This is a genomic window from Streptomyces sp. YJ-C3, assembly GCF_053891275.1.
Genome location: NZ_CM132685.1, coordinates 8,488,979 through 8,515,084 on the forward strand (window position 1 = coordinate 8,488,979; position 26,106 = coordinate 8,515,084).

The following is a 26,106-nucleotide window of genomic DNA, read 5'->3' on the forward strand; positions in this document are numbered from 1 at the left end:
CATGAGTGCAGCGACCTTCACCCCGGCCCCGTCCGGCGCCACCGCGGCGACCGGAGCGCACCACCCGCACCGCGTCGGGAACGCGGTGCGGATGATCAGAGTCTTCGCCGCGGCGGCGTTCAGCGTCGTCGTGCTGGGCGACACCGACAGCTCTCTGTACCGCGAAGCGGGCGTCGTCACACGTCACTGACCCGGGGCTTTGCCCCGGACCCTGCTCCTCGGGCGCCGGAGGGGCTGGGTCTCCTCACCCGAACAGATTGAGCTCGGCCTCCTCGACCCCGGCCAGCTCGTAGCGCGCCCCCGCCAACGGCCGGCCCGCGTACAACCGCACCAGCGTCGCCGCGTCCCCGATGTACCGCGCGGGCGGCGCCTCGCCTCCCACGGCGCCGAGCACGAGCGGCGTGTCGAGGTCGTCCACGTCGGCGTGGAGCGCGACGTGCTCCCGCTCCCGGCTGATCCGGACCAGCAGGTCCAGCGCCGCCGGCAGCCGGTCTCCCGCGTAGGCCCCGGGCTCACCGAGGGCGTCCCGTACGTCCCCGGCGTGGACCCACTCCCCCAGGGCGACGCCGTCGAGCGCCCCGCCCGCCCCGGCGATGGCGGCGCCCGCCTCGGTCATCCCGCGCTCCAGCTCGTCCAGCACCTCCTCGTGGGACCAGCCCGCCCGCTCGGCGATGTCGCGGTCGTTGCACTCGGGGCTGAACACACCCGGCTCGAAGCGGCCCACCACGACCCGGGTCAGCGCGGCCGAACAGTGCGCGAGGACATGCCGCACGGTCCATCCCGGACATGCGGTCGGCAGGTCGAAATCGGTGTCGGGCCGGCCTCTCAACAGGGGTACCAGGGCGTCCCGTTCAGCCTCCAGGAGCCGCCCAGGCAGCTCGGGGTCGCGTGCGTTGTCCCGTACGGCGTCTGCAGTCATGGCCCCACCGTAGGGGGCTAGGCTCTCGGTATGACGCCGGAGCACGAGGATCCGCAGAACCTGCGCGAGCGCTGGGCCCGCGCCCTGCGGGCGACGACCGAGGCCCCGGGCACCGACCCGTACCCGTACGCGGACAACCTGCTGGCCCGCTGGTCCGAGCCGCAGCGCAAGTACCACACGACCACCCACCTCACGGCGGTCCTCGACCACCTCGACGTACTGGCGGAGCACGCGGCGGATCCGGCGCTGGTACGGCTGGCCGCCTGGTTCCACGACGCCGTGTACCGCCCGGACCGCTCCGAGAACGAGGAGCGCTCCGCGGTGCTGGCCGAGCGCGCCCTGCGCGAGGCGGGACTGCCCGAGGCCCGGGTCGCGGAGGTCGCCCGGCTGGTCCGGCTCACCGTCACCCACGACCCGGCCGACGGCGACACGAACGGCGAGGCCCTGTGCGACGCCGACCTGGCGATCCTGGCCGCGCCGCCGGAGACGTACGCCGCCTACACCAGGGCGGTCCGCGAGGAGTACGCCTTCGTCCCCGACGAGGCGTTCCGCACCGGCCGGGCCGCGGTCCTGCGCCAACTCCTCGAACTGCCCCGGCTGTTCCGCACGCCGTACGGGACGGCGCACTGGGAGTCCGGGGCGCGCGACAACCTCACGACGGAGCTGGCCCTGCTGGCTCCCTGAGAAGAACCTCCGGGAAACGGCGGCCGGGAATGCCACCACCGCAGCCCCGGTTGACCCCTTACATGCCGCCGAATCCCACCACCCGCATGCCCCTCGCCGTCTACATCCTCGGCCTCAGCGTCTTCGCGCTCGGCACGAGCGAGTTCATGCTCTCCGGGCTGCTCCCGGCGGTCGCCGACGACATGGACGTCACGATCCCGCAGGCGGGCCTGCTGATCTCGGCGTTCGCGATCGGCATGGTGGTCGGCGCCCCGCTGCTCGCCGTGGCGACGCTGCGCCTGCCCCGCCGCACCACGCTGATCACCCTCATCTCGCTGTTCGGCCTGGGGCAGGTGGCGGGCGCGCTCGCCCCGTCGTACGCGATCCTGTTCGCCTCGCGGGTCGTCTCGGCGCTCGCCTGCGCCGGTTTCTGGGCGGTGGGCGCGGCGGTCGCCATCGCGATGGTGCCGGTGAACCAGCGGGCCCGCGCGATGGCGGTGATGATCGGCGGCCTGTCGATCGCGAACGTGCTGGGCGTCCCGGCCGGCGCCTTCCTCGGTGACGGGCTCGGCTGGCGCGCGGCGTTCTGGGCGGTGGGCGCGGCCTCGGCGATCGCCCTCGTCGGCATCGTGACGCTCGTCCCGAAGATCCCGCTCCCGGCCGAACGACCGCAGCTGAAGCGCGAGTTGTCGATCTACCGGGACCGTCAGGTGTGGCTGTCCGTCGCCGTCACCGCGCTCGCCGCGGGCGGCGTGTTCTGCGCGTTCAGCTATCTCTCGCCGCTCCTGACGGACGTCGCGGGGCTGCCGGAGGGCTGGGTGCCGCTGGTGCTCGCCCTGTTCGGCATCGGCGCGCTGGTCGGCACGACGGTCGGCGGCCGGATCGCGGACGCGCACCTCTTCGGGGTGCTGCTGACCGGCATCACGGCGTCGACCGTCTTCCTGGCCGCGCTCGCCCTGCTCGGCCACCTGGAGATCGCCGCGGTGGCCCTGTCGTTCCTGCTGGGCCTGTCCGCCTTCTACACGGCCCCGGCACTCAACGCCCGGATGTTCAACGTCGCGGGCGCGGCCCCCACCCTGGCCGGCGCCACCACGACCGCCGCGTTCAACCTCGGCAACACGGGCGGCCCCTGGCTCGGCGGCACGGTCATCGACGCCGGCCTCGGCTACCCGGCCACCGCCTGGGCGGGCGGCGCGATGACGGCGCTGGCGCTGGCGCTGACGGCGGTGTCGCTGCGGCTGCACCGGCGGACGGCGTCGAAGGTGGTGACGGGGTCGTCGGCGGAGGCGGGAGCAACAGCGGTCACGCGGGGCGCCCCTTCGGCCGCCTCAGCCCCGCGTCCGTGATCCTGCGCACGAGTTCCTTCGAGCCGATCTCGACGGCCCCGGCCCGCACCGCGTCCCCGTAGCGATGCGAGGGGATGTCGTAGTGATCGCGCTCGAAGGCGCGCGGCGGCACCCCCAACCCTTCGGCGAACAGGTGGAGTTCGGCGAACGAGACATCGCTGACCAGGTGCGACCACATGCGGCCGTGACCGGGCCAGTTCGGCGGGTCGATATAGACCGTCACCCGGTCACCGTGCCCAGCGACCCCACCGCCGCCACCACGACCCCCGCCTCCGAGCACACCCAGTGCGGGTCGGCGCCCAGCTCCGGCTCGACGTCCAACGCGTGCGGGCCGCCGGTGCCCGCCTCCGGGCCGCACACGGGGCACACCGGCCAGCGTCCGTGCCGCTCCAGGATCCCGTCCTGCACGTCCTGCGCGACGAGCCCGGTGACGAACTCGACGCCCTCCGGCCACTGCTCGACCCACCAGCGGCGCGAGGTGATCGACTCCTCGACGAGCGAGACGACGTCCGCGTCGGCGACGTCGACCGCCTTGAGATCCGCGAGCACGAGCGCGCGGGCCGCGTGCAGGGCCTGCTCCAGGGGGCTGATGGTGTCCATGGATGCCATTGTGCGCCCGGCCGCCGGTTGCGCGTGAGCCGTGTGTGAGCCGCACGACAGAGCCGAAGGACCCTTGACCCGCCACCGTTCCGAAAATATCTTTCAGAACGTGAGCAATGACGTGAAGGAAAGTTTCTCCAGCGACGCGCCGCCGGCCCCCGCGGCCCTCGCGGCCAAGGTGCGCACCCTCGCGCCCTCGATGACCCGCTCCATGCAGCGGGTCGCCGAGGCCGTCGCCGCCGACCCGGCCGGCTGCGCCGCCCTCACGGTCACCGGCCTCGCCGAGCTCACCGGCACGAGCGAGGCGACGGTGGTCCGCACCGCCCGCATCCTCGGCTACCCCGGCTACCGGGACCTGCGCCTCGCGCTCGCCGGGCTCGCCGCCCAGCAGCAGTCGGGCCGCGCCCCCGCCGTCACCGCCGACATCGCCGTCGACGACCCGATCGCCGACGTCGTCGCCAAGCTCGCCTACGACGAACAGCAGACCCTCGCCGACACCGCGGCCGGGCTCGACACCGTGCAGCTCGGCGCCGCCGTGAACGCGCTGGCCGGCGCCCGCCGCGTCGACGTGTACGGCGTCGGCGCCTCCGGCCTCGTCGCCCAGGACCTCGCGCAGAAGCTGCTGCGCATCGGCCAGATCGCCCACGCGCACTCCGACCCGCACCTGGCGATCACGAACGCGGTGACGCTGCGCTCCGGCGACGTCGCCGTCTCCATCACGCACTCCGGCGCCACCGGCGACGTGATCGAGCCGCTGCGGGTCGCCTTCGAGCACGGCGCGACGACCATCGCGATCACCGGCCGCCCCGACGGCCCGGTCTCGCAGTACGCCGACCACATACTGACCACCTCCATCGCCCGCGAGAGCGAGCTGCGCCCGGCCGCGATGTCGTCCCGCACGAGCCAGCTGCTCGTCGTGGACTGCCTGTTCGTGGGTGTCGCGCAGCGCTCGTACGAGACCGCGGCCCCGGCCCTGTCGGCCTCGTACGAGGCGCTCGCGCACCGCCACCGGGCCGCTCCGCGGGGAGCCAGATCATGAACCCGGCGCGCCACTGCCCCGCTCCCTCCCGTCTCCGGTCGGCCACGGCCCGGTGGGGGCCGGCCGCGCAGTTCCCCGCGCCCCTGAGATGCGCACTGCGTGCGCCATCCGAAGGGGCGCGTGAAGCGCGCCCTCGTGGGGCTGCGGCGAAGCCGCACGCTCCAGGGGCGCGGGGAACTGCGCGAGCAACCCCCACCCGCCGCCCGCCGGCGACGAGACAGCACACGGCAGACGCCACCCCGTGAACCGCCACCCGCACCCGCCCCCGCCGCACCGGAAAGAGCCCCCGAACATGACCACCACTGACGCCGCCGACACCACCCCCGCCGCAGAAGGCGACTACAGCGAACTCCGTGCCCAGCTGGCCACCCTCACCACCGAGGCGTTCCGGCCCGAGCTCGCCGAGATCGACCAGCAGTCCACCCTGGAGATCGCGAAGATCATGAACGGCGAGGACGCCTCCGTCCCCACCGCCGTCGCGGCCCAGCTGCCGCGGATCGCCGCCGCGATCGACGGCACCGCCGAGCGCATGGCGCGCGGCGGCCGGCTGATCTACGCGGGCGCCGGCACGGCCGGGCGGCTCGGTGTGCTGGACGCGTCGGAGTGCCCGCCCACCTTCAACACGGACCCGGGCGAGGTCGTCGGCCTGATCGCGGGCGGCCCGTCGGCGATGGTCACCGCGGTCGAGGGCGCCGAGGACTCCAAGGACCTGGCCGCCGAGGACCTGGCCGCGCTGAACCTGACGGAGAACGACGTCGTGGTCGGCATCTCCGCCTCCGGCCGCACCCCGTACGCGATCGGCGCCGTCGAGCACGCGAAGAAGACGTACGGCGCGCTGACCGTCGGCCTGTCCTGCAACGCGGACAGCGCCCTGGCCGCCGCCGCGGACCACGGCATCGAGGTCGTCGTCGGCCCGGAGCTCCTCACCGGCTCCACCCGGCTGAAGGCGGGCACGGCCCAGAAGCTCGTCCTCAACATGCTGTCGACGATCACCATGATCCGGCTCGGCAAGACGTACGGGAACCTCATGGTCGACGTACGCGCGTCGAACGAGAAGCTGCGGGCCCGCTCCCGCCGCATCGTCTCCCTGGCCACCGGCGCCGACGACGACGCCATCGAGGCCGCGCTCGCCGCGACGGACGGCGAGGTGAAGAACGCGATCCTCGTCGTGCTCGGCGAGGTCGACGGGCCGACGGCGGCCCGGCTGCTCGCCGACTCCGACGGCCATCTGCGTGCCGCGCTCGCGGCGGCCGCCCGCACCACCCCCTGACCCCCGTACACCCCCAGCACCACCCGCACAGCAAGGCAGCACGCACCATGGCTGAGAACAAGAACCGCGACGTGGCGGCCTCGATCCTCCCGCTTGTCGGCGGCGCCGCGAACGTCACTTCCGTAGTCCACTGCATGACCCGGCTCCGGCTGGGCCTGGCAGACCGTTCGCTCGTCCAGGACGAGGCGCTGAAGGCACTGCCCGATGTCATGGGCGTGGTCGAGGACGAGACCTACCAGATCGTCCTCGGCCCGGGGAAGGTCGCCCGGGTCACCCCCGAGTTCGAGGCGCTCGTCGAGGAGGGGAAGGCGGCCGCCCCCGAGCCGCACGTGGTCACGGCGGACGAACTGGCCGCCCAGGGCGCCGAGTTGAGGGCGGCGCAGAAGGCGAAGAACGCCACGCCGTTCAAGCTCTTCCTGCGCCGCATCGCCAACATCTTCGTGCCGCTGATCCCGGCCCTGATCGGCTGCGGCATCATCGCCGGCATCAACGGCCTGCTGATCAACCTGGAGTGGCTGCCCGGCATCACCCCGGCCCTCGCCGCGATCGCCTCCGGCTTCATGGCGCTCATCGCCGTCTTCGTCGGCTACAACACGGCGAAGGAGTTCGGCGGCACCCCGATCCTCGGCGGCGCGGTCGCCGCGATCATCGTGTACGCGGGCGTCGCGAACATCTCGGCGTTCGGCCAGAAGCTCTCCCCCGGCCAGGGCGGCGTCCTCGGCGCGCTGGGCGCGGCGGTCCTCGCCGTCTACATCGAGAAGTGGTGCCGCACGTGGGTGCCCGAGGCGATCGACGTCCTGGTCACCCCCACCCTCACGGTCCTGATCTCCGGCCTGGTCACGATCTTCGGCCTGATGTACGTCGCCGGTGAGATCTCCACCGGCATCGGCACGGCGGCCAACTGGCTCCTGGACAACACCGGCGCGTTCGCCGGCCTGGCCCTCGGCGGCCTCTTCCTGCCGCTGGTCATGCTGGGCCTGCACCAGGCCCTCATCCCGATCCACACCACGCTGATCGAGCAGCAGGGCTACACGGTCCTGCTCCCGATCCTGGCGATGGCGGGCGCCGGCCAGGTCGGCTGCGCGATCGCGGTCTTCAAGCGCCTCAAGCACAACAAGTCGATCCGCACCACCATCAAGTCGGCGCTCCCCGCAGGCTTCCTGGGTGTCGGCGAACCCCTCATCTACGGTGTCTCGCTCCCGCTGGGCCGCCCGTTCATCACGGCGTGCGTCGGCGGCGCGGCGGGCGGCGCGTTCATCGGCTTCTTCTCGATGATCGGCGACAAGGTCGGCTCGACGGCCATCGGCCCGTCCGGCTGGGCGCTGTTCCCCCTCCTCGACGGCAACAAGGGTCTGGGCACCACGATCGCCGTCTACGGCGGCGGCCTGCTGGTCGGCTACGTCGTCGGCTTCCTCGCGACGTACTTCTTCGGCTTCAGCAAGCAGATGCTGGTGGAGCTGAACGCGGACTCCCAGGAGACAACCCCGGGCGGGTCCCCGGCGGCCCGCGCCGAGCAGACACCGGCCGGCCCGGCACAGCCGAAGGAACCGGCGAAGATCTGACACCTCGCGTACGAGGAGGGGCGGCATCCCGAGGTCACGGGGTGCCGCCCCTCCTCGTACCCGTCCGCCACCGGGGCCCGGCGGCGGCCTCACACCGCGACGACGGCCCCGTACTCCTTGAACGCCCGCAGGACCAGGGCCAGTTGACGGGGCTCGGCACCGAGCCGTACCTCGCTCCCGTCCGCCCCGTCCGTGAACACGGCGACGTACCAGCCGCGCGACACCGTCTCCCCGTCGCCGGCCCGTACCCGGCGTATCTCCGTCAGCCGCAGCTGCCCGACCGGCACGTCCCGGGCCGCGAACCGGCCCGGCCCGCCGTGCGGCACCACGGCCGCCGGCTGCCCGCCGCCCAGGACGAGGTGCGTGCCGAAACCGTCCGGGTTGTACGCGGTGTCGTCCAGGAAGGCGGCCCGCACGAACACCTCCCGGTCGTCCGGCGGGGGCGGCGCCGCCCCGAAGTCCGCCGGGGCCCACAGCCGCGCCGCCCGCCATATCGGCACGCACAGCGCCCCGGTGACCACGAGACCCACGTACAGGGCGGGCTCCTGCCACAGCGTCGTCGGGCGGAAGTAGCTCAGGGGGATCAGCCAGGCCGCGCTGAGCACCGCCAGCACCACGAACCCCACGGGCGAGGGCCGCACCTCGTCGTGCGGCCGCCGCCGGAACCGGAACCGCAGCGCCGCCACCGCCGCCACGCCCGCCCCGGCGCAGCCGAGCGCCACCACCGCCGCAGCGACCTCGCCGCCGTCCGGCACGGCCAGGTCGGCCGTGTGCCCGGCCCCCGTCACCTGGCGCACCTTCCGCTGCCAGTAGACGAGTTCGACCCGCTGTCCCGGCTGGAAGGCGGCGGCGTCATCGCTGGAGACATTGAGCCGCCCGAACGGCTTGCCGTCCCGGAAGTACAGCCAGCTGTCCCCGCCCGACCTGCTGTGCCCCACCACGGTCCGCCCGACGACGGCGGGCTCCCGGAACCGGCACCCGGCCGACTCCGCGAAGGGCGCACCGGCCCGGCACGGCCCGGCCGCCTTCCAGGCCCGCTCCTCGGCAACCGTCCCCGACACCTTCGTGGCCACCGCCCCCGCAGCGGCCGCCAGCACCACGGCCACCAACAGCAGCCATCCGAATCCCCTCCGCACCACCCGCGCCATCCTGAGCTCCCCCCGCTCCGCTCTTCGCCCGCAACTCCCGTACCAGAATGCCCTCATGGACGATGACCGCGTCTTCATACGCAGCGGTGGGGGCACCAGCCGCTCCGTCCACAACCCGCGCAACCCCATCGGACTGGCCCTGGTCACCGGCTCGCTGCTGGTCGCGGCGCCGACCACTGAGTCACCGCCCGCGGCACCGACACGGGCTTCTGCCTCCACGCCTACGCCCTGAGCAGCCCGAAGACGCGGGGCTACGACGCCCTGGACTTCATCGTCGACGACGGTGTTCTGCCCCACCGCCGGCTGAGCGCCGCCGCCCGCCCCGCGCTCCACATGCGACCGCGCCCGCCCTCCCGCATCCTGGCCCCATGGCTGAGAGCACCCTTTCCAAGATCTCCTGGACCGAGTTCCGCCCCGACCAGCGGCGGCTGGCCACCGGCGCCGCGCTGACCGGCATCGGCATGCTCACCGCCGCCGCGGGCATCGGCGTACTGGTCTACGAGCTGGCGCGCGCGGGCCGCACCTGGACCGGCAGCTGGGACGTCCCGCCCGCCGAGCTGGCGCAGCGCGCGTTCCGGCAGGCCCAGACGGCGGCGACGAGCGCGTCCCGGGCGGGCCGTGACGCGTGGGCCAGTTACGAGGAGGGCGCGTCCTGAGGCAGCGTCGTCCCTGAGTCGAAGCCGGGCACCACCGGGAGCACGTGCTCCGCGACCTCGAGGAGCACGGTCCGGTCCGGGTAGCCGCCGCCGTTGCGCCACACCGCCAGCTCGTAGGAGCCGCCGCGGTTCTTCGGGTCGAGCGCCACGGTGAGCGCCTCGGCCGGTACCCCCTGCGTGCTCTCGGCGTCCGAGCCGTCGAGCCGGAAGCGGATGCCCAGGGTCTGCGTCGAGTAGAAGACCGCGGCGCGGCGCAACACCTTCTGCGCGTGCACGTCACGGCCGAGGAACGCCACGGACTCCGCGTCCACCGGCAGCTTGTCGTACGTCGCCGAGAGCGTCACCGTGTACGTCTCGAACTCGATCCGCGCCGACCGGTACGGGATCTTGCTGCTGCCCGAGCCGATCGACCCGTCGCCGCTGCCGCTCGCGCTCTTGGGGACCTCGCCGGGCGTCCCCAGCCAGGTGGCGAGCTCGCTCTGGTTCAGCGCCTTGCACAGCTGGGCCCCGTACACCCGGCCGGCCGCCTTGTCGCCCTTCTCCGGCGCCCCGCCCGAGCAGGCGGCGGCCTCCGGCGCACCGCCCTGGTCGGACGCCGAGTCCCGCGCGATCGCCCAGAACCCCACGGCGAGCGCCCCCACCAGCGCGACGGCCGAGATGGCCTGCCCCCACGCGTTCATGCTCTTTTCCGGCACACCGTCACTGTCGGCCATGTCCCCCACCTGCCGTGATTGCGCACTACTCCCCAGTACGCGCCCGGGGACAGTAACCCGTGACGATCAAGGGAACAAGAGGATTCCTGTGCGGAACCCGGGAACGGGGAAACGCCCGAGGGCGGCACCCCCTCGTGAAGAGGAGATGCCGCCCTCGGGACGAACAGACCGGCTGAACCGTGAGACGGCTCAGAAGTCCATGTCACCGCCCGGCATGCCGCCCGGAGCGCCCGCGGCAGCGGCCTTCTCCGGCTTGTCGGCGATGACGGCCTCGGTGGTGAGGAACAGCGCGGCGATCGACGCGGCGTTCTGCAGCGCGGAGCGCGTCACCTTCGCCGGGTCGAGGATGCCCTCGGCGATCATGTCGACGTACTCGCCCGTGGCGGCGTTCAGACCGTGGCCGACGGCCAGGTTCCGCACCTTCTCCACGACGACGCCACCCTCAAGGCCACCGTTGACGGCGATCTGCTTGAGCGGGGCCTCCAGGGCGAGCTTCACGGCGTTGGCGCCGGTCGCCTCGTCACCCTCGAGCTCCAGCTTCTCGAAGACCGCGGAGGCCTGCAGCAGGGCCACGCCACCACCGGCGACGATGCCCTCCTCGACGGCCGCCTTCGCGTTGCGAACGGCGTCCTCGATGCGGTGCTTGCGCTCCTTGAGCTCGACCTCGGTCGCGGCACCGGCCTTGATGACCGCAACACCGCCGGCGAGCTTCGCCAGGCGCTCCTGCAGCTTCTCGCGGTCGTAGTCGCTGTCCGAGTTCTCGATCTCGGCACGGATCTGGTTGACGCGGCCCTGGACCTGGTCGCTGTCACCGGAGCCGTCGACGATCGTCGTCTCGTCCTTGGTGATGACGACCTTGCGGGCGCGGCCGAGCAGGTCGAGACCGGCGTTCTCCAGCTTGAGGCCGACCTCCTCGGAGATGACGGTGCCACCGGTGAGGATGGCGATGTCGCCGAGCATGGCCTTGCGGCGGTCACCGAAGCCCGGGGCCTTGACGGCGACGGACTTGAAGGTGCCACGAATCTTGTTGACGACCAGGGTCGACAGGGCCTCGCCCTCGACGTCCTCGGCGATGATCAGCAGCGGCTTGCCGGACTGCATGACCTTCTCGAGCAGCGGAAGGAGGTCCTTCACGTTGCCGATCTTCGAGTTGACGATGAGGATGTACGGGTCGTCGAGCGACGCCTCCATACGCTCCATGTCGGTGGCGAAGTACGCCGAGATGTAGCCCTTGTCGAAGCGCATACCCTCGGTGAGCTCCAGCTCCAGACCGAAGGTCTGGGACTCCTCGACGGTGATGACGCCTTCCTTGCCGACCTTGTCCATGGCCTCGGCGATGAGCTCGCCGATCTGGGTGTCGGCGGCGGAGATGGAGGCCGTGGAAGCGATCTGCTCCTTGGTCTCGACATCCTTGGCCTGCTCAAGGAGAGCGGCGGAGACGGCCTCGACGGCCTTCTCGATGCCCCGCTTGAGGGCCATCGGGTTGGCACCGGCGGCCACGTTGCGCAGACCCTCGCGCACCAGGGCCTGGGCCAGGACGGTCGCGGTCGTCGTGCCGTCACCGGCGACGTCGTCCGTCTTCTTCGCGACCTCCTTGACCAGCTCGGCGCCGATCTTCTCGTACGGGTCCTCGAGCTCGATCTCCTTGGCGATGGACACACCATCGTTGGTGATCGTGGGGGCGCCCCACTTCTTCTCGAGGACGACGTTGCGACCCTTGGGGCCCAGGGTCACCTTGACGGCGTCGGCGAGCTGGTTCATGCCGCGCTCGAGGCCGCGCCGTGCCTCCTCGTCGAACGCGATGATCTTGGCCATGTGAAGTGGTCCTCCCGGACGGGGTGGAAACGCAAACGGACCGTGCTGGTGCCCGCGACGGACGGCCCTTGAGCCTTGTGGTTCCTTGCCCCACCCGGCTCCCGGACCTCACCGACCCGATCCAAGTTCTGTCACTCTCACTCGGAGAGTGCTAACGCCAATGATTAGCACTCGACCCCTGCGAGTGCAAGCGGCTACCACAGATCCCCGACGCCCGCCCCCGGTGCCCGCACAGCACGAAGGGCCCGTACCCCCTGGCGGGGACACGGACCCTTCGCTCGTACGAAGCCTGTCAGTCGTGACGCGCTTCAGCCGGCGGCCAGGCGGACCATGTCGGCCTGCGGCCCCTTCTGGCCCTGCGAGATCTCGAATTCCACTCGCTGACCCTCTTCGAGGGTGCGGTAGCCGTCCATCTGAATCGCGCTGTAGTGGACGAATACATCCGCACCACCGTCGACCGCGATGAAGCCGTACCCCTTCTCCGCGTTGAACCACTTGACGGTGCCCTGAGCCATGCCTAACTCCCCTATTACTGGCCCTTGCGCGAGACCGCACTTCGCGGTCCCGGGTCAGACCTCACTCCCCAAAGGGTTTGGGGGTGTGCGCCGGAACGCGTCGACCGCGGCTGAATGTATCTGCCCAACTGCCGTCTGCAACAGGTCAATCGGACGAGAATTCTGGGCGCCCACGATCGGGGAAACCGGGCCAACTCACCGGATCCCAGGGCAAGTCGGGCCGCACAAATGCCATAAAGAGCTCGAAAGGGCCGGGCACTTTGGCTGCTTCTTGTCGCGGTTCGGGCGAGAACTCATATGCGCCCGTCATGCACCGGGCGGCAGAAGGAAGCGGCTTCCCCAACTGTACCGCGCTCAACCATGCAGAATTGCCCCCTCCGCTTCTCTCGCGGAGGGGGCAATTCACGTAACTCTGCGTGGAACAGGGAAAGATCAGCCGCCGGCGACGGCGGGAATGATCGAGACCCCGGCGCCGTCCGGCGTCGCCGTCTCCAGCCCCTGCTCGAAGCGGACGTCGTCGTCGTTCACGTAGACGTTCACGAAGCGGCGCAGCTTGCCCTGGTCGTCGAGGACGCGGGCGGCGATCCCGGTGTGGTTCTTCTCCAGGTCGGTGATGACATCGGCGAGCGTGGCGCCCTCGGCGCTCACCTCGGCCTGGCCGCCGGTGTAGGTACGGAGAATGGTGGGGATCCGGACGTTGACGCTCATGATGGGTGACTCCCGTTGCTGCTGGGTCGGATGGTGGCTCAGTGGGCGGCGAGACCGGCGTCGCGGAACGCCTCCAGGCTCGGCCGGATCGTCGCGGTCGCCTGCGATGAATCGGCGACGGCGTCGAGCGTCTTGAGCCCGTCACCCGTGTTCAGCACGACCGTGGTCAGGGACGGGTCGATCAGCCCGGCCTCGATGAGCTTCTTGGTGACACCGAGCGTCACGCCGCCCGCCGTCTCCGCGAAGATGCCCTCCGTCTGCGCGAGCAGCTTGATCGCCTCGACGACCTGCTCGTCGTTCACGTCCTCCACGGCACCGCCCGTGCGGCGCGCGATGTCCAGGACGTACGGCCCGTCGGCCGGGTTGCCGATGGCCAGCGACTTGGCGATGGTGTTCGGCTTCTGCGGGCGCACCACGTCGTGGCCGCCCTTGTACGCGACCGAGACCGGGGAGCAGCCCTCGGCCTGGGCGCCGAAGAGCTTGTACGGCTTGTCCTCGACGAGGCCGAGCTTGATCAGCTCCTGCAGCCCCTTGTCGATCTTCGTGAACTGCGAGCCGGACGCGATCGGGATGACCAGCTGGTCGGGCAGCTGCCAGCCGAGCTGCTCGCAGATCTCGTACGCGAGCGTCTTGGAGCCCTCGCCGTAGTACGGGCGCAGGTTCACGTTCACGAAGCCCCAGCCCTCGCCCAGCGGGTCGCCGATGAGCTCGGAGCAGAAACGGTTCACGTCGTCGTAGTTGCCCTCGATGGCGACGAGGTCACCGCCGTAGACACCGGCCATGACGACCTTGCCCTGCTCCAGGTCGTGCGGGATGAACACGCAGGAGCGGAAGCCGGCGCGGGCGGCCGCGGCGCCGACGGCGCCGGCCAGGTTGCCGGTGGAGGAGCAGGACAGTGTGGTGAAGCCGAAGGCGCGGGCGGCCTCGATGGCCTGCGCGACGACCCGGTCCTTGAAGGAGTGCGTGGGGTTGCCGGAGTCGTCCTTGACGAACAACCTGCCCTGCTCGACGCCGAGTTCACGGGCGAGGTTGTCGGCCTTGACCAGCTTGGTCCAGCCCGGGTTCAGGTTCGGCTTCTCGGCGACGTCGGCCGGGACGGGCAGCAGCGGGGCGTAGCGCCAGACGTTGGCCGGGCCCGCCTCGATCTGCTTGCGGAGTGCCTCGGGGTCGCCGACGGGCAGGTCGTACGCGACTTCCAGAGGCCCGAAACACTCGGCGCAGGCGAAGATCGGTCCGAGCGGGAACGTGGTGCCGCACTCGCGGCAGGAGAGGCCGGACGCGGGGCCGAGGTCGACGGTGTTCGCGGCGGTCGTGGTGGCGACAGTCTGTACAGCCATGAGAGGCGAGGCCCTTTCTCCTCATCTTCCTCGCGGCGCATCTCGCCACGAGACGGATTTGGCACCTTCCCTAGCCGGGAGCCTCGCGACGTCGACGATGACAGTCGTACGAGACCGGCTGGAGGGTTGCCGGGGCTTCAACGGGCCGTATCCCTCTGCCCCTCTGGATGAGCGGTATTCGATTGTGTGTCGCGCCCTGATACGCGCTGACACCGGGCGGCGACCCCGACATGCGATGGTCACCGGCCTTGTTCAAGACTGTAACCGACGGCCTGGACCCTTGAGATAGTCGTCCGAACCGCGAGATGGATCACATCGACCGATACCGCCCCGCCGATAAGGAGCCGCAGACCGTGCTGGAAGAAGTCGAGCGCTGGCTTGAGCGGCGCTCCTGGTCCGTGGCCGACCGCTCGTTGCACCAGCTCATCGCCGCGAAGCGCGCGTCCGGCCAGACGGTGAGCGTGGTGCTGCCCGCGCTCGACGAGGAGGAGACGGTCGGGGAGATCGTCGCCGTGATCCGGCGTGAGCTGATGACGGAGGCGGTGCCGCTCGTCGACGAGCTGGTGGTGGTGGACTCCGGGTCCACGGACCGCACCTCCGAGGTCGCCGCGGCGGCCGGGGCCCGCGTCGTGCACCGGGACACGGTCCTGCCGCGGATCCCGGTGCGGCCCGGCAAGGGCGAGGTGCTGTGGCGTTCACTTTTCGTGACGTCCGGCGACATCGTGTGTTTCGTCGACGCGGACCTCAAGGAGTTCTCGGCGGACTTCGTCTCCGGGATCGTCGGGCCGCTGCTGACCGACCCGGGCGTGGCCTTCGTGAAGGCGATGTACGACCGTCCGCTGGGCGGGGCCGCCGGGCAGGGCGGCCGTGTCACGGAGCTGATGGCGCGCCCGATCCTCAATCTGCACTGGCCCCGGCTGGCCGGATTCGTCCAGCCGCTGGGCGGCGAGTACGCGGCCCGCAGGTCGCTGCTGGAGCGGCTGCCGTTCCCCGTCGGGTACGGCGTGGAGCTCGGGCTGCTCGTGGACGCCCTGCACACCGTGGGCCTGGACGCGCTGGCCCAGGTCGACGTGGGGGTGCGCAAGCACCGGCACCAGGACGGGCAGGCGCTCGGGCGGATGGCCGCCGCGATCTACCGCACGGCGCAGCTGCGGCTGGCCCGCGGGCATCTGGTGCGGCCCGTGCTCACCCAGTTCGAGCGCGGGGAGGGCGGCTTCGAGCCGCGGACGTACGAGGTGGACACGGAGGAGCGTCCCCCGATGACCGAAATCAGTGAGTACGCGGAGCGTCGCGTCGCATAGCCACTGAGTGATGATGCTTTTTGCCTACATTGCCGCTTATGTGGCTTAGACACGCAAGAAGCAACCGGCGGCTCACAGGCGCCGCCACCCGCCTCGCCGGGACCCTCGCCGCCACGGCCACGGCCGCCGCGACCCTCGTCGCGGCGGCCGTTCCGGCCTCGGCGGTGGTGGTCGAACCCTTCGCCAAGCGGTACGAGGAAGCCCTCTACGGCGACTTCATCACGCTCGGCAACACCGTGATGCGGTGCCCGACCACGCCCGCGGACGACGCGGCGCGCTGCCGGTCCGCGCAGACGGGCACGAGCACCGAGAACAACAACCAGTTCGACATGCAGTACACGGACACGGCCGGGCTGTCCTCGACGGTCGTCAACTCCTCCACCGGCAAGGTGACGATCCCGCCGGGCGCCACCGTCGCCTACGCCCGCCTCTTCTGGGGCGGCAACGACGGCACGTACAAGCTGGGCCGCAACCAGATCGCGCGCTGCGACACCGCCGGCCCGGCCACCTCCCCGGCCGGTGACCCGCTCACCACGCGGCCCGTGGTGAGGATCGGCGCCGGCGCCGAGACGCCCGTCACCGTGCAGAACGCGGTGCGCACCCCGGCCGAGGTCGGCGGCCCGCACTACTACACCGCCGAGTCCGACATCACCTCGCTGTTCTCCGGCGTCACGACCGGCACCGAGGTGCCGGTCGCGGTCGGCAACGTCTGGGCCCCGACCGGCAAGGGCTGCGTCGGCGGCTGGTCGCTGACCGTCGCCTACAAGTACGACGCACCGAACGCCCAGTACGCGCCCACGCGCCGCAACGTCTACGTGTACGGCGGCCACGTGGTCCAGCAGTCCAAGGACCCCGACACCACGATCGACATCGACGGCTTCTACCGGGCGGGCGGCGGCGACGTGCGCGCCAGCGTCACCGCGTACGAGGGCGACGCGAACGTGGCGGGCGACCAGTTCCTGGTCAACGGGCAGCAGATCGCCGAGGCCGACGGCAGCGGCACCAACAACTTCTTCAACAGCAAGGCCGACGGCTGCGACCAGCCCTGCGACCGCAACAACTTCAGCATCGACGCCAAGGACGTGACGATCCCGTCCAGCGCGCTGCCACCGGGCTCCACCTCGGCCGGCCTGACGTTCCGCACCAAGGGCGACACCTACGTGCCCTCGGCGCTCGCCTTCTCCGTGCCGGTGCCCGACCTGGAGGTCAAGAAGAGCGCCGCGCCGAGCAAGGTCGCGCCGGGCGGCAAGGTGACGTACACGATCACCGCGAAGAACATCGGCGAGGTCGACTACCCGGGCGCCCAGCTCAGCGACGACCTCGGTGACGTGCTGGACGACGCCGACTACAACGGCGACGCCAAGGCCAGCCTGGGTCAGGTCACGTACGCGAGCCCGAAGCTGAACTGGCGCGGCGACGTGCCAGCCGGGCAGACCGCGACGATCACCTACAGCGCCACGCTCCACGACCCGCTCGACGGCGACGGCAAGCTCACCAACAACGTGACCGCCGACACCCCGCGCACCAACTGCGAGGAGGACTCGCAGGACCCGAACTGCGGCTTCACGCCGGTCATCGAGAAGCCGACGCCGCCCACGACGCCCCCGACGACACCGCCGACTCCGCCGGGCCCCACCCCGCACCTGGAGATCGTCAACCGGCCGGCGACCCCGACCGCTCCCCCGTGCGCCACGGTCCGCGACACCATCACCCTGCGCAACAGCAGCGGGACCCCGCGCCGGAACGCCGCGATCTCCTGGCCCACGAAGGGCGCCGTCGGCACCCCGACCGCCTCGGCCGGCACGGTCACCAAGAAGGGCTCGGCCTTCCACTGGACCGGCACCGTGCCCGCCCACGGCAAGGTCGTCATCAAGGAGAACGTCAAGGTCTCCTGCACGCCCGGCGCGGTCACCGTGATCCCGGTGACCGGTGAGGTGCCGAACACCACCTGCTCGGCCCGCGCGCGCGGCGGCGACGACCCGTGCACCGCGGTCATCGTCACCAAGCGGCAGCAGGCCCGGCCGACGCCGCCGCACCCGACCGGCCCCGAGCTGGCCGAGACGGGCGCCGACAGCTCGCAGGCGCTGCTGTACGGAGGGCTCGCCGTCTCGCTGTGCGGGCTCGGCGCGCTGATCCTCGCGGCGGTGCGCGGCCGCAAGGACTGACCTGCCGCTGAGGGCGTTGTATACGGCCGGACCCCTGACGGGGTCCGGCCGTACGTTTGAACGCTTCCGGGCCGGGCTAGCGTGCCCCTATGGCTTCCACTCTTGGTGCTGCTGAGGTTCTCGTCGCGTCCAACCGCGGCCCCGTGTCGTACGCCGTCGGCGACGACGGAACGATCGAGGCGAAGCGCGGCGGGGGCGGTCTGGTGTCCGCGCTCAGCGTCGTCGACGACAAGCTGTGGGTGTGCGCGGCGCTCGGCGACGGCGACCGGGAGGCGGTCCGGCGCGGGGTCGCCGAACCGGGTGTGCGGATGCTGGACATCGACGCCGGCGTGCACGCGGACGCGTACAACGGGATCGCGAACTCGGTGCTGTGGTTCGTGCACCACATGCTCTACCAGACGCCTCTGGAGCCGTCGTTCGGCCCGGAGTTCCGCCGGCAGTGGGCGTCGTACGAGGCGTACAACCGGGCGTTCGCCGAGGCCCTCGCCGAGGAGGCCGCGCCGGGCGCGACGGTGGTCGTGCAGGACTACCACCTGGCACTGGTGCCGGGCATGCTCCGCGAGCTCCGCGACGACCTGCGCATCGGGCACTTCTCGCACACGCCCTGGGCGCCCGTCGACTACTTCCGGATGCTGCCCGACGACATCGCCGAGCAGCTCCTGAACGGGATGCTCGGCGCGGACCGGCTGGCCTTCCTGACCCGGCGCTGGGCGGACGCGTTCACCGAGTGCTGTACGCGGATCCTCGGGGGCACGTCGGGGACGCGGATCGGGGTGCACGGGCTCGGCGCCGACGCCGACTTCCTGCGGGAGCGCGCCCACCGGCCCGATGTCGAGGAGCGGCTCGCCGCGCTGCGGGAGCAGGTGGGCGCGGACCGCAAGGTGATCGTCCGGGTCGACCGGACCGAGCTGTCGAAGAACATCGTGCGCGGGCTGCGCGCCTACGAGCTGCTGCTCGAGACCCGTCCCGAGCTGCGGGAGAAGGTCGTGCACGTCGCGTTCGCGTACCCCTCGCGCCAGGACCTCGCGGTGTACCGCGACTACACGGACGAGGTCTCCCGCGTCGCCGAGTCGATCAACTCCCGCTTCGGCACCGAGGGTTGGACGCCGGTCGTGCTGCACGTCAAGGACGACTTCGCGCGCTCGCTCGCGGCGTACCGGCTCGCGGACGTGGCCCTCGTCAACCCGATCCGCGACGGCATGAACCTCGTCGCGAAGGAGGTACCGGTCGTCTGCGACGACGGTTGCGTGCTGGTGCTGTCCCGGGAGGCGGGGGCGTTCGAGGAACTGGGCGAGGACGCGCTGGTCGTCAACCCGTACGACGTGACCGGGACGTCCGCGGCGCTCGCCGCGGCGCTCGCCATGCCGGAGGGGGAGCGGGCGGAGCGAACGAAACGGCTGGCTGCCGCCGGGACCGCGCTGCCCCCCGGGCAGTGGTTCCTGGATCAGCTGGAGGCGCTGCGTCAGGACTGAGGTTCTGGGCTGTGTCGCCGGGTGCGGGTGAGTGGGGCCGCACCCGGCGACGAGACGGTCACCCGGCGGACGAGGACGCCACGGCCCCGAGCCACCCGAGCAGGCCCACCACCTCAGGCGGGCCGTCGAGCACCAGGTCCGCCCGCTCCGCCAGCTCGGCGATCACCGTGTCCGCCGCCACCAGCACCCCGGGCATCCCGTCGGACCGCAACTTCTCCACCGCCGCGAACGCGGGCAGGTCACCCAGGTCGTCACCCGCGTACAGGACGGACTCCGCGCCGACCTCACGGACGTACTCGGTGAGCGCCGCCCCCTTGTCGACGCCGGGCGGGCGCAGTTCCAGGACCATCCGGCCCGGCTCCACCATCAGCCCGTGCCGCGCGGCGAGCGCGGTCAGCGGTGCGCGCAGGGTCTCGAACGCGCCCTGGGGGTCGCTCGCGCGCCGCGTGTGGACCGCGACGGCCCGGCCCTTCTCCTCGACGTACGTGTCGTGCCACAGCCCGGACTCGGCCAGCACGCCCGGGAGTTCGGAGCGCACCGCGGCGACCCCGGGGTGCGGCGCGGGGGCCCGTACGGTGCCGGTGACCGCGTCCCAGCGCTCGGCGCCGTAGTGCCCGAGGACGACGAGGTGCTCCAGGCCGGGCACCCCCGCGAAGCCGCCGTGCCGGACCGCGACCCCGGCGGGCCGCCCGGTGATGACGGCGACGGAGGCGACCCTGGGCGCCAGCGCGGCGAGGGCCGGTACGGCGTCGGGGTGCGCGCGGGCCTGCTCGGGGTCGGGGACGATCGGGGCCAGGGTCCCGTCGAAGTCGACGGCGACGACCGCCCGGGAGGGCCGGGCGACGATAGCGGCCAGGCCGTCGCGCCCGGCGGAGGTGGTCGGGGTCCAGAGGTCGTCCTGGGGGCTCACCATGCGACCGACCTTAGCCGCGGCACGGCCGTCCTGGGGGCGTGGGGAACCCCGGTCTCACCGCTCCCGGCGCCTGCTGTCGCGGACCCGCCGCAACCGGTTCACGGTCACCGGCGCGTGCTCCAGCGCCCGGGGATCGTCGAGCAGCGCGTTCAGCACCTGGTAGTAGCGCACCGGCGCCAGGTCGAGCTCCTCGCGGATGGCCCGCTCCTTGGCGCCCGGCGACTCCCAGCCGCGCCCTTCGAACGCGAGCACCGCGCGCTCGCGTTCGCCCAGGCCGGGAAGGTCGTCCATGCCCGCCACGCTACTCGGCGGATTCGGCGGCCGCCGCCTGGTTCTGGATCCGGCCGAGCACGGCGCCCGGGCTGGTGTTCGCGGTGAGCGCGGAGCCGATCTGGTCCTTGATGTCGGCGCTGACCGAGGCCCAGGACGTCTTGCCGACCGGGTAGATCTCGGAGTTGGTGAGGCTGGCCAGGAACGGCCAGAGCTTCTTGTCCTCCTGGGCGTCGGACATGGTCTCGGAGGCGCTGTTGGTGACCGGCAGCAGGTCGTACTCGCGGGAGAAGTCCAGGACGTTCTTCTCGCTGTAGACGTAGTTGAGGAACTCGCCGACCTGCTTGCTGTGGCCGTTCTGCTTGAACGCCATCATCCAGTCGGCGACGCCCATCGTGGACCTGGCCGGGCCGTTCGGCCCCGGCAGCTGCACGGTGCCGTAGTCGACGCCCTGCTTCGCGGCCATGCGCATCAGTGTGGGGTGGCCGTTGAGCATGCCGACCTCGCCCTTGGCGAACGCGGCGAAGGCGGTGGCCCGGTTGAGCTTGCCGGGCGCGGTGGGGCCGGTCAGGCCCTTGCCGACGAGGTCGTTCTTCAGCCAGTCGAACGTCGCGACGTTCTGCTTGGAGTCGATGGTGTACGAGCCGACGTCGTCGGTGTAGCCGGCGCCGCCGCTCAGCATCCAGATCATGGTCTCGGCCTGGGCCTCCTCGCGGCCCAGCGGCAGCGCGTACGGGATCTTCACCCCGGCCGCCTTGAGCGCCTTGGCGTCGGCCTCCAGCTGCGCCCAGGTGGTGGGCGGCGTGATGCCGGCGTCCTTGAAGAGCTTCTTGTTGTAGAACAGCAGCCGCGTGGAGGAGGCGAACGGCATGCCGTACTGGGTGCCGTCGACCTTGCCCGCGTCGGCGAGCTGCGACAGGTAGTCGGCCTGGGTGGGCACGTCGAGCAGATCGCCGACCGGGTACAGCTTCCCGGCCGCGGCGTAGTCGGCGTACGCGCCGATCTGTGCCATGTCCGGGGCGTGGCCGGCGTCGACCATGCTCTTGACCTTGGCGTCGACGTCGTTCCACGAGTAGACGTCGACGTCGACCTTGATGTCGGGGTGGTCCTTCTCGAAGGCGGCGGTGAGCTTGTCCCAGTACTTCTGGGAGCTGTTGGCCGACGAGTCGCCGTAGTCGGCGGCGACCAGTTTCAGCGTGACGTCGCCGCCGGAGCCCGTTCCCCCGCAGGCGGTGAGCGTGCCCGCCATGCCCAGCGCGGCCGCTGCCGCTATCAGACCGGTGATGTGCCGCTGCACCGCTGTTCCCACCCTCGTATGTGTGTCACGCGTGACGTCGCGGGTCCCCGGGGATCCCCCGGGGCCGAACCCTAAGGTCTACACCACCTGGATCTCACTTCGGCAACAGGGCGGTATCTGCGCAAGATCCATGCGAGTGGACTAGACCTCTCACGGGTGTACGCGCGAGACTGTTCCCCGTGAGACATGTCATCGCCCTCGACGTGGGCGGCACCGGGATGAAGGCCGCCCTGGTCGGGGCGGACGGCACGCTGCTGCATCAGGCGCGCCGGGCGACGGAGCGCGAGCGGGGGCCCGAGGCGGTCGTCGAGACCATACTCGGCTTCGCCGCCGAGCTGCGCGCGTACGGCGAGAAGCACCTCGGCGAGCCCGCGGTGGCGGCCGGCGTCGCGGTGCCCGGCGTCGTCGACGAGGGAGCCGGCATCGCCCTGTTCGCCGCCAATCTCGGCTGGCGCGACGTGCCGATGCGGGCCCTGCTGAGCGAGCGGCTCGGCGCCATCCCGGTCGCGCTCGGCCACGACGTGCGCACCGGCGGGCTCGGCGAGGGCCGGCTCGGCGCCGGCAAGGACGCCGACCGCTTCCTGTTCATGCCGCTCGGCACCGGTATCGCGGGCGCCATCGGCATCGACGGCCGGATCGAGCCCGGCGCGCACGGCTCGGCCGGCGAGATCGGCCATGTCGTCGTCCGGCCCGGCGGGGTGCCCTGCGGCTGCGGTCAGCGCGGCTGCCTGGAGCGGTACGCCTCGGCGTCCGCCGTCACCCTGGCCTGGCAGGCCGCGAGCGGCGACGAGAAGGCCACCGCGGCGGACTGCGCGCGGGCCGTCGACGCCGGGGACCCGCGGGCGGTGCAGGTCTGGCAGGACGCCGTGGACGCGCTCGCCGACGGACTCGTCATGGCGCTCACTCTGCTGGACCCGCGCACCCTGATCATCGGTGGCGGTCTCGCCGAGGCCGGGGAAACCTTGTTCACACCCCTGCGGGCGGCGGTCGCGGAGCGCGTGACGTTCCAGTCGCTCCCCACGATCGTCCCGGCCGTCCTCGGGGACACCGCCGGATGCCTGGGCGCGGGGCTGCTCGCCTGGGACCTTCTCGCCGCCGAGACCGAAGACAACAAGGACGACCCGACCAACACGGAGGTAACCGCCTGATGGCCACAGCAAAGGTGCTCGCCGGTGCCCAGGTGGTGCTGCCCACCGGGACCGTCCCCGACGGACGCGTCATCGTCGACGGCACGAAGATCGCCGGGAGCGCTCCCGGCGACGCCGGGGTCGTCGACCTCTCCGGCCACTGGGTGGTGCCCGGCTTCGTCGACATGCACAACCACGGCGGCGGCGGCGCGTCCTTCACCTCCGGCACGGTCGACGAGATCCTCAAGGGCATCCACACCCACCGCCTGCACGGCACGACGACGGTCGTCCCGTCGTTCGTGACGGGCGAGACGGACTTCCTCACGCAGCGCGCGGGCCTGCTGTCCGAGCTGGCCGAGCAGGGCGAGATCGCGGGCATCCACTTCGAGGGCCCGTTCATCTCGCCGTGCCGCAAGGGCGCCCACGACGAGACGCTGCTGCGCGACCCGGACCCGGCCGAGGTGCGCAAGCTGGTCGACGCGGCCCGCGGCAGGGCGAAGATGGTCACCCTCGCCACCGAGCTGCCCGGCGGCATCGACTCCGTCCGCATGCTCGCCGAGCAGGGCGTGATCGCCGCGATCGGGCACACCGACGCGACGTACGAGCAGACGGTGGAGGCCATCGACGCGGGCGCCACCGTCGCCACGCACCTCTTCAACGCGATGCCCGCCCTCGGCCACCGCGCGCCCGGCCCGATCGCGGCGCTCCTGGAGGACGAGCGGATCACCGTCGAGCTGATCAACGACGGCACGCATCTGCACCCGGCCGCCCTGGAGCTCGCCTTCCACCACAAGGGCGGCGAGAAGGTCGCCTTCATCACCGACGCGATGGACGCGGCCGGCTTCGGCGACGGCCGCTACATGCTCGGCCCGATGGAGGTCGAGGTGAAGGACAGCGTGGCGCGGCTCGTCGAGGGCGGCTCCATCGCGGGCTCGACGCTGACCCTGGACCGCGCGTTCAAGCGCGCCGCCACCGTCGACCGCCTCCCGGTCGAGGACATCGTCCGGGCGATCTCGGCCAACCCGGCCGCACTCCTCGGAATCTACGACAAGGTGGGCTCCCTGGAGCCCGGCAAGGACGCCGATCTCGTGGTCCTGGACGCGGAGTTCGAGCTCAAGGGCGTCATGCGCAAGGGCGAGTGGCTCGTCGAGCCCGAACTGGGCTGATACGCCCGACAGTTGAAGGGGCGGTTGGTCCGAGGGCTGGGCCAACCGCCTTGACTTTGGCATGATCAGCCCCCGTAACTGAAAGCGTTACTGCACGTACGCGTATCCATCGGGGGGCGAGGTCCTGTGATCCTCACGGTCACCTTGAACACCGCGCTCGACATCACCTATCAGGTCAAGGCGCTGCGCCCGCACGCCTCGCACCGCGTCACCGAGATCACCGAACGCCCCGGCGGGAAGGGGCTGAACGTGGCCCGGGTGCTCGCCGCACTCGGCCACGAGGTGACGGTGACGGGCTTCGCGGGCGGCGCCACGGGACGCACGCTCCAGGACCAGCTGCTCGGCTCCAAGGGCGTGTGTGACGCCCTGGTCCCCGTCAGCGGTTCGACCCGTCGCACGATCGCCGTCGTCGACGCCTCGACCGGCGACACCACCCAGCTCAACGAGCCGGGTCCGCTGATCTCCCCGGCCGAGTGGGCCGCCTTCCAGGAGACGTACGAGCATCTGCTGCGGTCCGCCTCCGCGGTGGCCCTGTGCGGCAGCCTGCCGCCGGGCGTCCCCGTCGGCGCCTACGGGACGCTGGTGCGGGCGGCGCGGGCCGCCTCCGTCCCGGTCCTCCTCGACACCAGCGGCGAACCGCTGCGCCGCGGCATCGCGGCCCGCCCCGACATGGTGAAGCCGAACGCGGACGAGCTGGCCGAACTCACCGGCTCCCACGAGCCGTTGCAGGCCATGAAGGACACCCGCAGGCGCGGCGCGCACGCCGTCGTCGCCTCGCTCGGCGCGAAGGGGCTGTGCGCCCTGACCCCGGACGGCGCCTGGCAGGCCCCCGTCCCCGAGCGACTCGCGGGCAACCCGACGGGCGCGGGCGACTCCGCGGTCGCGGGCCTGCTCTCCGGCCACGTCGAGCACCTGCCCTGGCCCCAGCGCCTGGCCCGCGCGGTCGCGCTGTCGGCGGCGACGGTGGTGGCGCCGGTGGCCGGGGAGTTCGACCGCGGGACGTACGAGTCCCTGGTCGGCAAGGTCGCCGTGGCAGAAAGAAGGGGCGCCGCCCAGGACCTGCCCGGTCCTGGGTGACGCCCCGTCAGGGTCGTGGTGCGGCTCAGCTCTTCTGGCCGTCCTTGCCGGTCAGCCACATCTGGTCGAGGTTCGCGTCGCACTGGTTGCCCTGCTCGCAGGAGACCGTGATCGCGTTCGTCCCCTTGGTGAGCTGGACGATGGCCCAGGTGTTCGTCCAGCCCTTCTCCCAGTCGCCTTCCTTGGCGCCGGCGAAGTTCTTCATGTTCAGCGGCCGGTCCTGCTTGGTGCCGTTGACGTTGATCGTCGCGTCGGAGTCCTTGCCGGGCACGCCGTAGTTCACGTACAGCCGGTAGGAGCCGTCCTTCGGGATGTCGTTGACGGTCCAGGTGACGCTCGCGCCGACCTTGTTGAACCCCGCGATGTACACCCCGCCGGCGGCCTTCGCGCCCTTGACGTCGGACGCGGTGACGGTGCCGCCGGCCAGCTTCAGCGCCTTCGCGTCGGTCTTGGGCAGGTCGAGCGGCTCCGCCGACGCCGACTGCGAGGGCGTCTCGCTGGGCTGCACCGACTGGGAGTCGCCGGACGGCTTGCCGGCCGCGTCGTCGCCCTTGTCGTCGTCCGAGCCGCTGCCCAGCATGGCGACGCCGATGCCGATGACGACGGCCGCGACCACGGCGACCGCGCCGATCAGCAGCGCCTTGGTGTTCGGACCGCGGCCCCGGCCGCCGCCACCGCGCCCGGGCGCCTGCGGCGGACCCGGCTGCGTCGGGGCGCCACCGCCGGGCATCGTCTCGGGTGCCTGGTAGTAGGCGTTCGGCTGGTTGTACGCGGCGGTCTGCTGCTGCGGCGGGACCTGCTGGCCGTACTGGCGCTCGCCGACGGTGCGGACCTGGTTGTACGAGGAGCGGGGATTCGGGTAGCCGTAGCCGCCGCCCCCGCCGCTGGGCGGGGTCGCCCCGGCCGCCTGTCCGTCGGCGTACAGATAGCCGAACGGATCGTCGTCCTCGGGCGTGGTGCTCGCGCCGTTGTTGCCGGGCGCCATCCCTGATCACTCCCTACGCGTGTGCTTACCGAGGCGAGCGTA

At 71.8% G+C, this 26,106-nt stretch carries 27 protein-coding genes and 1 riboswitch; of the genes, 14 read left to right on the top strand and 13 right to left on the bottom strand.

Annotated features, from left to right (window positions below; translation table 11 throughout):
• The first annotated feature begins 1 nt into the window (after position 1).
• Positions 2-190: a hypothetical protein gene (locus ACVHNB_RS38435; RefSeq protein ID WP_428953966.1), complete on the top strand. Its 189-nt coding sequence runs from the start codon at positions 2-4 to the stop codon at positions 188-190.
• Positions 191-244: 54 nt separating this feature from the next.
• On the opposite strand, the gene ACVHNB_RS38440 is transcribed toward ACVHNB_RS38435, so the two are convergent.
• Positions 245-919 carry a maleylpyruvate isomerase family mycothiol-dependent enzyme gene (locus ACVHNB_RS38440; RefSeq protein WP_456226951.1) on the bottom strand — a complete coding sequence of 225 codons (675 nt, stop codon included), beginning with the start codon at positions 917-919 and terminating at the stop codon, positions 245-247.
• 30 nt (positions 920-949) lie between these two features.
• On the opposite strand from ACVHNB_RS38440, the gene ACVHNB_RS38445 reads away from it, so the two are divergent.
• Positions 950-1,603 carry an HD domain-containing protein gene (locus tag ACVHNB_RS38445; protein ID WP_428953964.1) on the top strand — a complete coding sequence of 218 codons (654 nt, stop codon included), beginning with the start codon at positions 950-952 and terminating at the stop codon, positions 1,601-1,603.
• Positions 1,604-1,689: 86 nt separating this feature from the next.
• On the top strand, positions 1,690-2,928 hold the full coding sequence (locus ACVHNB_RS38450; protein WP_456228998.1) for a Cmx/CmrA family chloramphenicol efflux MFS transporter: 1,239 nt from the start codon (positions 1,690-1,692) through the stop codon (positions 2,926-2,928).
• Here ACVHNB_RS38450 and ACVHNB_RS38455 read toward each other — a convergent pair.
• Together ACVHNB_RS38455 and ACVHNB_RS38460 are read right to left on the bottom strand one after the other, a co-directional pair.
• Positions 2,885-3,151 (bottom strand): DUF4031 domain-containing protein, encoded by a 267-nt coding sequence (locus ACVHNB_RS38455; RefSeq protein ID WP_456226952.1) that lies wholly within the window; start codon positions 3,149-3,151, stop codon positions 2,885-2,887. The genes ACVHNB_RS38450 and ACVHNB_RS38455 overlap by 44 nt on opposite strands.
• A complete protein-coding gene (locus tag ACVHNB_RS38460; protein ID WP_456226953.1) occupies positions 3,148-3,528 on the bottom strand; it encodes a hypothetical protein in 381 nt (126 codons plus the stop codon). Before ACVHNB_RS38460 ends, ACVHNB_RS38455 begins: the two co-directional genes overlap by 4 nt.
• A gap of 109 nt (positions 3,529-3,637) precedes the next feature.
• Here ACVHNB_RS38460 and ACVHNB_RS38465 point away from each other — a divergent pair, with 109 nt between their 5' ends.
• The 3 genes from ACVHNB_RS38465 (at position 3,638) to ACVHNB_RS38475 (ending at position 7,399) form a co-directional block, all read left to right on the top strand.
• Complete coding sequence (locus ACVHNB_RS38465) at positions 3,638-4,567, top strand: MurR/RpiR family transcriptional regulator (RefSeq protein WP_428953959.1); 930 nt, start codon at positions 3,638-3,640, stop codon at positions 4,565-4,567.
• 292 nt (positions 4,568-4,859) lie between these two features.
• A complete protein-coding gene (gene murQ, locus ACVHNB_RS38470) occupies positions 4,860-5,837 on the top strand; it encodes an N-acetylmuramic acid 6-phosphate etherase (protein ID WP_428953958.1) in 978 nt (325 codons plus the stop codon).
• A 47-nt stretch (positions 5,838-5,884) separates the two neighbouring features.
• Positions 5,885-7,399, top strand: a complete 1,515-nt coding sequence (locus ACVHNB_RS38475; protein WP_456226954.1) for a PTS transporter subunit EIIC — start codon at positions 5,885-5,887, stop codon at positions 7,397-7,399.
• An 89-nt stretch (positions 7,400-7,488) separates the two neighbouring features.
• Here ACVHNB_RS38475 and ACVHNB_RS38480 read toward each other — a convergent pair whose 3' ends face one another.
• Positions 7,489-8,538, bottom strand: coding sequence for a hypothetical protein (locus ACVHNB_RS38480; protein ID WP_428953956.1), 1,050 nt, complete (start codon positions 8,536-8,538; stop codon positions 7,489-7,491).
• Between the two features lie 64 nt (positions 8,539-8,602).
• Between ACVHNB_RS38480 and ACVHNB_RS38485 the strand changes: the two genes are divergently transcribed.
• Both ACVHNB_RS38485 and ACVHNB_RS38490 read left to right on the top strand, forming a co-directional pair.
• On the top strand, positions 8,603-8,779 hold the full coding sequence (locus ACVHNB_RS38485; RefSeq protein ID WP_456226955.1) for a hypothetical protein: 177 nt from the start codon (positions 8,603-8,605) through the stop codon (positions 8,777-8,779).
• A 136-nt stretch (positions 8,780-8,915) separates the two neighbouring features.
• Complete coding sequence (locus ACVHNB_RS38490) at positions 8,916-9,203, top strand: hypothetical protein (RefSeq protein ID WP_428953954.1); 288 nt, start codon at positions 8,916-8,918, stop codon at positions 9,201-9,203.
• On the opposite strand, the gene ACVHNB_RS38495 is transcribed toward ACVHNB_RS38490, so the two are convergent.
• From ACVHNB_RS38495 to thrC, 5 genes are all read right to left on the bottom strand, one after another.
• Positions 9,182-9,916, bottom strand: coding sequence for a DUF6215 domain-containing protein (locus ACVHNB_RS38495; protein WP_428953953.1), 735 nt, complete (start codon positions 9,914-9,916; stop codon positions 9,182-9,184). The genes ACVHNB_RS38490 and ACVHNB_RS38495 overlap by 22 nt on opposite strands.
• 189 nt (positions 9,917-10,105) lie before the next feature.
• The gene (groL, locus tag ACVHNB_RS38500; protein ID WP_428953952.1) at positions 10,106-11,731 is read right to left on the bottom strand and encodes a chaperonin GroEL; all 1,626 of its coding nucleotides are present in this window, start codon (positions 11,729-11,731) and stop codon (positions 10,106-10,108) included.
• 308 nt (positions 11,732-12,039) lie between these two features.
• Entirely contained in the window at positions 12,040-12,246 is a 207-nt protein-coding gene (locus ACVHNB_RS38505; RefSeq protein ID WP_005486335.1) for a cold-shock protein, read from the bottom strand.
• Between the two features lie 432 nt (positions 12,247-12,678).
• Positions 12,679-12,954: a MoaD/ThiS family protein gene (locus ACVHNB_RS38510; RefSeq protein WP_428953951.1), complete on the bottom strand. Its 276-nt coding sequence runs from the start codon at positions 12,952-12,954 to the stop codon at positions 12,679-12,681.
• A gap of 38 nt (positions 12,955-12,992) precedes the next feature.
• Positions 12,993-14,291 carry a threonine synthase gene (thrC, locus tag ACVHNB_RS38515; protein ID WP_456226956.1) on the bottom strand — a complete coding sequence of 433 codons (1,299 nt, stop codon included), beginning with the start codon at positions 14,289-14,291 and terminating at the stop codon, positions 12,993-12,995.
• Between the two features lie 18 nt (positions 14,292-14,309).
• Positions 14,310-14,465: riboswitch (SAM riboswitch) on the bottom strand.
• Positions 14,466-14,644: 179 nt separating this feature from the next.
• Between thrC and ACVHNB_RS38520 the strand changes: the two genes are divergently transcribed.
• The 3 genes from ACVHNB_RS38520 to ACVHNB_RS38530 all read left to right on the top strand — a co-directional run bounded on the left by ACVHNB_RS38520 (position 14,645) and on the right by ACVHNB_RS38530 (position 19,229).
• The gene (locus tag ACVHNB_RS38520; RefSeq protein WP_428953949.1) at positions 14,645-15,592 is read left to right on the top strand and encodes a glucosyl-3-phosphoglycerate synthase; all 948 of its coding nucleotides are present in this window, start codon (positions 14,645-14,647) and stop codon (positions 15,590-15,592) included.
• A 38-nt stretch (positions 15,593-15,630) separates the two neighbouring features.
• Entirely contained in the window at positions 15,631-17,757 is a 2,127-nt protein-coding gene (locus ACVHNB_RS38525; RefSeq protein WP_456226957.1) for a DUF7927 domain-containing protein, read from the top strand.
• A gap of 89 nt (positions 17,758-17,846) precedes the next feature.
• Entirely contained in the window at positions 17,847-19,229 is a 1,383-nt protein-coding gene (locus tag ACVHNB_RS38530) for an alpha,alpha-trehalose-phosphate synthase (UDP-forming) (RefSeq protein WP_428953947.1), read from the top strand.
• 58 nt (positions 19,230-19,287) lie between these two features.
• Here the strand turns inward: ACVHNB_RS38530 and otsB are convergent, their stop codons facing one another.
• From otsB to ACVHNB_RS38545, 3 genes are read right to left on the bottom strand one after another with little or no spacing between them, the layout of a single operon-like run.
• Complete coding sequence (gene otsB, locus ACVHNB_RS38535; RefSeq protein WP_428953946.1) at positions 19,288-20,142, bottom strand: trehalose-phosphatase; 855 nt, start codon at positions 20,140-20,142, stop codon at positions 19,288-19,290.
• A 54-nt stretch (positions 20,143-20,196) separates the two neighbouring features.
• A complete protein-coding gene (locus ACVHNB_RS38540) occupies positions 20,197-20,433 on the bottom strand; it encodes a DUF3263 domain-containing protein (protein WP_428953945.1) in 237 nt (78 codons plus the stop codon).
• Between the two features lie 10 nt (positions 20,434-20,443).
• Entirely contained in the window at positions 20,444-21,709 is a 1,266-nt protein-coding gene (locus tag ACVHNB_RS38545; protein ID WP_456228999.1) for an ABC transporter substrate-binding protein, read from the bottom strand.
• A gap of 179 nt (positions 21,710-21,888) precedes the next feature.
• On the opposite strand from ACVHNB_RS38545, the gene ACVHNB_RS38550 reads away from it, so the two are divergent.
• The 3 genes from ACVHNB_RS38550 (at position 21,889) to ACVHNB_RS38560 (ending at position 25,079) form a co-directional block, all read left to right on the top strand.
• The gene (locus ACVHNB_RS38550; RefSeq protein ID WP_428953944.1) at positions 21,889-22,857 is read left to right on the top strand and encodes an ROK family protein; all 969 of its coding nucleotides are present in this window, start codon (positions 21,889-21,891) and stop codon (positions 22,855-22,857) included.
• Complete coding sequence (gene nagA, locus ACVHNB_RS38555; RefSeq protein ID WP_428953943.1) at positions 22,857-24,002, top strand: N-acetylglucosamine-6-phosphate deacetylase; 1,146 nt, start codon at positions 22,857-22,859, stop codon at positions 24,000-24,002. The genes ACVHNB_RS38550 and nagA overlap by 1 nt, the downstream gene beginning before the upstream one ends.
• A gap of 126 nt (positions 24,003-24,128) precedes the next feature.
• Positions 24,129-25,079 (top strand): 1-phosphofructokinase family hexose kinase, encoded by a 951-nt coding sequence (locus ACVHNB_RS38560; protein ID WP_456226958.1) that lies wholly within the window; start codon positions 24,129-24,131, stop codon positions 25,077-25,079.
• 25 nt (positions 25,080-25,104) lie between these two features.
• On the opposite strand, the gene ACVHNB_RS38565 is transcribed toward ACVHNB_RS38560, so the two are convergent.
• Positions 25,105-26,064, bottom strand: a complete 960-nt coding sequence (locus tag ACVHNB_RS38565) for a carbohydrate-binding protein (RefSeq protein ID WP_428953941.1) — start codon at positions 26,062-26,064, stop codon at positions 25,105-25,107.
• Between the last annotated feature and the right edge of the window lie 42 nt (positions 26,065-26,106).

Excerpts from the sequence above, each read along its gene's own strand:
- ACVHNB_RS38510 (WP_428953951.1), bottom strand. The coding sequence starts at position 12,954 with ATGAGCGTCAACGTCCGGATCCCCACCATTCTCCGTACCTACACCGGC.
- ACVHNB_RS38530 (WP_428953947.1), top strand. The coding sequence starts at position 17,847 with ATGGCTTCCACTCTTGGTGCTGCTGAGGTTCTCGTCGCGTCCAACCGC.
- nagA (WP_428953943.1), top strand. The coding sequence starts at position 22,857 with ATGGCCACAGCAAAGGTGCTCGCCGGTGCCCAGGTGGTGCTGCCCACC.
- ACVHNB_RS38540 (WP_428953945.1), bottom strand. The coding sequence starts at position 20,433 with ATGGACGACCTTCCCGGCCTGGGCGAACGCGAGCGCGCGGTGCTCGCG.
- ACVHNB_RS38495 (WP_428953953.1), bottom strand. The coding sequence starts at position 9,916 with ATGGCCGACAGTGACGGTGTGCCGGAAAAGAGCATGAACGCGTGGGGG.
- ACVHNB_RS38490 (WP_428953954.1), top strand. The coding sequence starts at position 8,916 with ATGGCTGAGAGCACCCTTTCCAAGATCTCCTGGACCGAGTTCCGCCCC.
- groL (WP_428953952.1), bottom strand. The coding sequence starts at position 11,731 with ATGGCCAAGATCATCGCGTTCGACGAGGAGGCACGGCGCGGCCTCGAG.
- thrC (WP_456226956.1), bottom strand. The coding sequence starts at position 14,291 with ATGGCTGTACAGACTGTCGCCACCACGACCGCCGCGAACACCGTCGAC.
- ACVHNB_RS38525 (WP_456226957.1), top strand. The coding sequence starts at position 15,631 with ATGTGGCTTAGACACGCAAGAAGCAACCGGCGGCTCACAGGCGCCGCC.
- ACVHNB_RS38505 (WP_005486335.1), bottom strand. The coding sequence starts at position 12,246 with ATGGCTCAGGGCACCGTCAAGTGGTTCAACGCGGAGAAGGGGTACGGC.
- ACVHNB_RS38445 (WP_428953964.1), top strand. The coding sequence starts at position 950 with ATGACGCCGGAGCACGAGGATCCGCAGAACCTGCGCGAGCGCTGGGCC.
- ACVHNB_RS38440 (WP_456226951.1), bottom strand. The coding sequence starts at position 919 with ATGACTGCAGACGCCGTACGGGACAACGCACGCGACCCCGAGCTGCCT.
- ACVHNB_RS38435 (WP_428953966.1), top strand. The coding sequence starts at position 2 with ATGAGTGCAGCGACCTTCACCCCGGCCCCGTCCGGCGCCACCGCGGCG.
- ACVHNB_RS38460 (WP_456226953.1), bottom strand. The coding sequence starts at position 3,528 with ATGGACACCATCAGCCCCCTGGAGCAGGCCCTGCACGCGGCCCGCGCG.
- ACVHNB_RS38450 (WP_456228998.1), top strand. The coding sequence starts at position 1,690 with ATGCCCCTCGCCGTCTACATCCTCGGCCTCAGCGTCTTCGCGCTCGGC.
- ACVHNB_RS38485 (WP_456226955.1), top strand. The coding sequence starts at position 8,603 with ATGGACGATGACCGCGTCTTCATACGCAGCGGTGGGGGCACCAGCCGC.
- murQ (WP_428953958.1), top strand. The coding sequence starts at position 4,860 with ATGACCACCACTGACGCCGCCGACACCACCCCCGCCGCAGAAGGCGAC.
- otsB (WP_428953946.1), bottom strand. The coding sequence starts at position 20,142 with ATGGTGAGCCCCCAGGACGACCTCTGGACCCCGACCACCTCCGCCGGG.
- ACVHNB_RS38565 (WP_428953941.1), bottom strand. The coding sequence starts at position 26,064 with ATGGCGCCCGGCAACAACGGCGCGAGCACCACGCCCGAGGACGACGAT.
- ACVHNB_RS38475 (WP_456226954.1), top strand. The coding sequence starts at position 5,885 with ATGGCTGAGAACAAGAACCGCGACGTGGCGGCCTCGATCCTCCCGCTT.